Source organism: Vibrio sp. DNB22_10_4 (assembly GCF_052879755.1).
Genome location: NZ_JBNNXW010000068.1, coordinates 1 through 269, shown reverse-complemented (window position 1 = coordinate 269; position 269 = coordinate 1). Strand labels below are relative to the sequence as shown.

At 62.5% G+C, this 269-nt stretch carries 1 protein-coding gene; it reads left to right on the top strand.

The genetic code is table 11. The annotated features are described in order from the left end of the window. Positions 1-269: TatD family hydrolase (locus ACVA6Q_RS24690; protein ID WP_446649226.1), on the top strand; the 269-nt coding region annotated here is incomplete at both ends.

The window sequence follows — 269 nt, the reverse complement described above, 5'->3', positions numbered from 1 at the left end:
GCATTCACCCGATGTGTGCCGCCCAGGCCAGCGACGATGACCTGGCCGAACTGCGACGCCAAGTCGCAGCGTCGATGGACGATCTGCGCTTTGTTGCGATTGGCGAGATCGGGCTCGATTTCTTCATCCCCGATCCGAACGTCGAGCGGCAGAACACCGTCTACCAAGCGCAATTGCGCATTGCGCGCGAGTTTGATTTGCCGGTGCTGATGCACGTGCGCAAGTCGCAAGACCAAGTGCGTAGCGCAGCCGCCAGGGCAGGCGTGCGC